The 686-nt window shown below is 60.6% G+C and carries 1 protein-coding gene; it reads left to right on the top strand.

Going from position 1 to position 686, the window contains the following annotated elements:
- Positions 1–45: 45 nt before the first annotated feature.
- A partial coding sequence (gene istA / locus ALO43_RS27075) for an IS21 family transposase (protein WP_157062371.1) occupies positions 46–686 on the top strand: 641 nt, incomplete at its 3' end.

Consider the following 686-nt stretch of genomic DNA (forward strand, 5'->3'; position numbering starts at 1 on the left):
GACCTCTTTTATCGAAGCAGAGAGGTCGTCGTGGAGCGGTTATCCATGCGTAAGATTCGAGAAGTGCTACGTCTCAAATTCGAGGTCGGCTTATCTGCCCGCCAGGTCGCTACCAGCTTGCAAGTAGGCCGAGCCAGCGTCGGTGAGTACCTCAATCGCTTTGCTGCCAGCGGCCTGACCTGGCCGTCTGCGCTGACTGACTCCGAGCTGCAACGGCATCTTTTTCCACCGCCGCCCGCTGTTCCCAGTGATCAACGTCCGATGCCTGACTGGGCTCATGTCCATGCCGAGTTGCGCCGTTCTGGCGTAACCCTGGCTCTGCTTTGGCAGGAATATAGACTCAACCACCCGCAAGGCTTCCAGTACAGCTGGTTCTGCGAGCACTACCGCCTCTGGGCCGCCAAGGTCGACGTGGTCATGCGCCAAGAGCATCGCGCCGGCGAAAAGCTGTTCGTCGATTACGCGGGTCAGACCGTGCCGATCATCGACCGGCGAACCGGAGAGATCCGCCAGGCCCAGATTTTCGTCGCCGTCCTCGGCGCATCCAGCTACACCTTCGCCGAGGCAACCTGGTCGCAGAAGCTGCCAGACTGGCTGGGCTCGCACGCCCGCTGTTTTGCTTTTTTCGGCGGTACTGCACAGATTCTGGTGCCCGACAATCTGCGCAGCGGCGTCACCAAGGCTCA

The sequence above is a fragment of the Pseudomonas tremae genome (assembly GCF_001401155.1).
In the GTDB taxonomy this organism is placed as follows: Bacteria; Pseudomonadota; Gammaproteobacteria; order Pseudomonadales; family Pseudomonadaceae; genus Aquipseudomonas; species Aquipseudomonas tremae.